This is a genomic window from Mesorhizobium sp. M7A.F.Ca.US.005.03.2.1, assembly GCF_003997795.1.
GTDB classification, from domain to species: domain Bacteria; phylum Pseudomonadota; class Alphaproteobacteria; order Rhizobiales; family Rhizobiaceae; genus Mesorhizobium; species Mesorhizobium ciceri.
On the sequence record NZ_RZRP01000666.1, the window covers coordinates 1 to 3562 of the forward strand.

At 63.6% G+C, this 3562-nt stretch carries 3 protein-coding genes and 1 pseudogene; 2 read left to right on the forward strand and 2 right to left on the reverse strand.

Features of this window, described 5'->3' with window-relative positions:
- Nucleotides 1–20 precede the first annotated feature (20 nt).
- On the forward strand, nt 21–872 hold the full coding sequence (gene argB, locus EN991_RS27925; RefSeq protein WP_127369963.1) for an acetylglutamate kinase: 852 nt from the start codon (nt 21–23) through the stop codon (nt 870–872).
- An 8-nt stretch (nt 873–880) separates the two neighbouring features.
- Here argB and bchE read toward each other — a convergent pair whose 3' ends face one another.
- Both bchE and EN991_RS27935 read right to left on the reverse strand, forming a co-directional pair.
- The gene (bchE, locus tag EN991_RS27930; protein ID WP_063170941.1) at nt 881–2449 is read right to left on the reverse strand and encodes a magnesium-protoporphyrin IX monomethyl ester anaerobic oxidative cyclase; all 1569 of its coding nucleotides are present in this window, start codon (nt 2447–2449) and stop codon (nt 881–883) included.
- Between the two features lie 117 nt (nt 2450–2566).
- Entirely contained in the window at nt 2567–3043 is a 477-nt protein-coding gene (locus EN991_RS27935; RefSeq protein ID WP_024502088.1) for an Lrp/AsnC family transcriptional regulator, read from the reverse strand.
- Between the two features lie 136 nt (nt 3044–3179).
- On the opposite strand from EN991_RS27935, the pseudogene EN991_RS27940 reads away from it, so the two are divergent.
- A pseudogene (locus EN991_RS27940) lies at nt 3180–3562 on the forward strand (phenylalanine 4-monooxygenase); the annotation flags it as partial.

Consider the following 3562-nt stretch of genomic DNA (forward strand, 5'->3'; position numbering starts at 1 on the left):
TATTTCACCACGACCGTCTTGTGCTCGTAGCGCTGCCCTACATGCAGCGCTACGAGCACAAGACGGTCGTGGTGAAATATGGCGGCCATGCCATGGGCGACATCGAGCTCGGCAAGGCCTTCGCGCGCGACATCGCGCTGCTCAAGCAATCCGGCGTCAACCCGATCGTCGTCCACGGCGGCGGCCCGCAGATCGGCGCCATGCTGGCCAAGATGGGCATCGAATCCAAGTTCGAAGGCGGCCTGCGCGTCACCGACCAGAAGACGGTCGAGATCGTCGAAATGGTGCTGGCCGGTTCGATCAACAAGGAGATCGTCGCGCTGATCAACGCCGAGGGCGAATGGGCGATCGGCCTGTGCGGCAAGGACGGCAACATGGTGTTCGCCGAAAAGGCCCGCAAGACCATGATCGATCCGGACTCCAACATCGAGCGCGTGCTCGATCTCGGCTTCGTCGGCGAGCCGGTCGAGGTCGACCGTACCTTGCTTGATCTTCTGGCACGCTCCGAAATGATCCCGGTGCTGGCGCCGGTGGCGCCGGGACGCGATGGCCACACCTACAACATCAACGCCGACACCTTCGCCGGCGCCATTGCCGGCGCCTGCCAGGCGACGCGCCTGCTGTTCCTCACCGACGTGCCGGGTGTGCTCGACAAGAACAAGAAGCTGATCGACGAACTGACCGTGGCCGAGGCCAAGGCGCTGATCAAGGACGGCACGGTCTCGGGCGGCATGATCCCCAAGGTCGAGACCTGCATCGAAGCGATCGAGCGCGGCGTCGAAGGCGTCGTCATCCTCAACGGCAAGACCCCGCATGCGGTGCTGCTGGAACTGTTCACCGAACATGGCGCCGGCACGCTGATCGTGCCCTGAGGGGCTCGTCAGCCGGCTAACTTTCTCGCCTCGGAATCTTCAATATTGTCGATGGTGGGAATGGCGGGCTTTCGGGCCGGGCGTCGAACGGACATCGATTCCTCCTCGGCGTCCTGCGGCGCGCCCCAGAATTCGGCCAGCGTCGGGCCGTCTTTCACCCTGATGTCGCGGACCAGAAAGCCCCAGACCTCGCGGAACCACACGCGGCGGCCCATCTGTGTGTACCAGCGCATCGAATGGCGCTGCTCGGGATCCTTGTGGAACAGGATGCGGGCCAGCGCCTTCGGCCGTGATTGCACCGCTAGCTCGATCAGCTTGACGCTGAAGAACAGCATCCACGGCCTCAGCCGCGTCATCTGCAGCACCTGGTGCTTGTAGTCCCACAGGCGCGCATCCTGCTGGATCACCTTGCGATCCCGCGCGATGCGGAAGAACGGCGTCCAGCGATGCGGCGTCACATAAAGCGCCTGGATCTGGTCGGGGTCGTAGGCGATGAGTTGGCGAAAGCCGCGCCACAGGTCGCGAAACCCTTCGTCCTCGAAGCCGGACACCCAGGTCGCCATAGACAGGATGCCGCTGAGACGCAGCAGCCTTATCGCCTCGCGATCGGATGAGGTGCTGCCGCCCTTGCGGATCAATTGAAGCGTCTGCTCGTCGGTGTTTTCCATGCCGAGCAGCCAGCGGATGACACCGGCCTTGCGGTAGAGATGCAGGATGTCGGCATCGCGCACTATGTCGTCGGCACGGGTCGAACCGACGATCAGCACCGGCACGTTCTCGGCGATCAGGGCATCGAGGAAGGCCCGCCAGGCTTTCTTCGAGACCGTCGGATTCTCGTCGGCGAGATTGATGAGCTCGACGCCATGTTGGCGATGCAGCCATGCGATCTCCCTGGCGAATTTCACCGGATCGCGATGCCGCCAGCGGGTCCAGAAGCCGCGCTGGCCGCAATAGTTGCACAGATGCGGACAGCCGCGCGAAAACTGCATGACCACGGCCCGCTTGCCGCCCCAGTAGCTGTAACTGGTATGGTCGATCAGTTCCCAGCCGACGCGGTAGGCGTCGAGGTCGGCAATGGTCATGGCCGCCTGTGTGGCGAAGGGGCGGCTGAGATCGTCGCGATAGGCGATGCCGGCCACGCTCGCCGGCGGCTGGCGCATTTCCAGCCCTTCGACCAGCGCCACCACCGTCGCTTCGCCCTCGCCGCGCACGATGAAGTCGAAGGCATCGGTAGCGGCCAGGATGTCGCGCCAATGATAGGTCGGGAAAACGCCGCCATAGATGATGATGGTCGCCGGCTCGCGCTCCTTGATCATGCGCGCGATCGCCAAGGCGGTCGGGTGCGCCGAGGTCGAGCCGGAATGGCCGATCAGGACGAAGTCGGGGTGGTCCTCCAGTGCGCTGCGCACGACGTCATCGAGCGGCATCGGCCCGAACTCGGCGTCGACGAGGCGCACCTGATGGCCGGCATCGATCAGCGGCCCGCCGATCGCCAGCAGGCCGAGCGGCGGCAGGTGATCGTCGGGCACGCGGCTGCCGATGGCGGTGTGCGGCGGATTGATCAGGACGATTTTCATGGCGGACCTCCTGGGCAGTTGGTCCGCACAAGCTGGCCGGCGATGTGGACACGCGCTTGGCCCGTTTCAGCAGTTTGCGTGCAGCTTTTCCTCAAGGAGTGCGAAGGGCAGGCATTGTCATCGCCTGAGATGCCCGAGCGGCACATGGCCCGGGCCCTTGATGTTCTGCAGCACCAACTGCGTGTGGACGTCGCGCACGCCGTCGAGCCGCATCAGCCGGTGCATGACGAAAGCGTTGAGCTCGTCGACCGACGGCACCATGACATGCAGCAGAAAGTCATGGTCGCCGGTCATCGTCCAGCACGAGGAAACCTCGTCCATGCGCTGCACGGCGGCGATGAAGCTTTCGGGCGAGCCGTCGCTGTGGCTGACGAGGCGCACCTGGATGAACACCTCGACCATCAGCCCGACAGCGCGGCGGCTGATCACGGCGGCAAATCCCTTGATGATGCCGGCCTCCTGCAGCGCCTCGAAGCGCCGCGCGCATGGTGTCGTCGACAGGCCGATCTCTTGCGCCAGCTCTGAAACCGGTTTGCGCCCGTCGCGCTGCAGGACATCGAGCATCTTGATCTCGAAATCATCGAATCGAGGCATTTTCACTCCTTCCTGGGAATTTCTGAGTGAATATTATCCCGATTTCCGAATTCGAACCATCATCAAAACCGATTCGCCTCCGCAAATCCGCTTAACGTTCAGCACGTCAGCGATTTGCTTTGCGAGGAGAAAAACCATGACGACGATGAGCGTTGCCGAATACGCCCGCGACTGCGCGGCGCAAGGATTGCGAGGCGACTACTCGGTCTGCCGTGCTGATTTCACCGTGTCGCAGGGTTACGATTACAGCGATGAAGAGCAGGCGGTGTGGCGCACGCTGTGCGACCGCCAGACCAGACTGACGCGCAAGCTCGCCCACCATTCCTACCTCGACGGCGTCGAAAAACTCGGCCTGCTCGACCGTATTCCCGACTTCGACGAGGTCAGCGCCAAGCTGCGCAAACTGACCGGTTGGGAGATCGTCGCGGTGCCGGGGCTCATTCCCGCGGCTCCGTTTTTCGACCATCTCGCCGATCGCCGCTTCCCGGTCACCAACTGGCTGCGGACCAGGCAGGAGCC

What these genes read in the sequence shown, in the direction of transcription:
- EN991_RS27935 (WP_024502088.1), bottom strand. Translation starts at nt 3,043, where the DNA reads ATGCCTCGATTCGATGATTTCGAGATCAAGATGCTCGATGTCCTGCAG.
- bchE (WP_063170941.1), bottom strand. Translation starts at nt 2,449, where the DNA reads ATGAAAATCGTCCTGATCAATCCGCCGCACACCGCCATCGGCAGCCGC.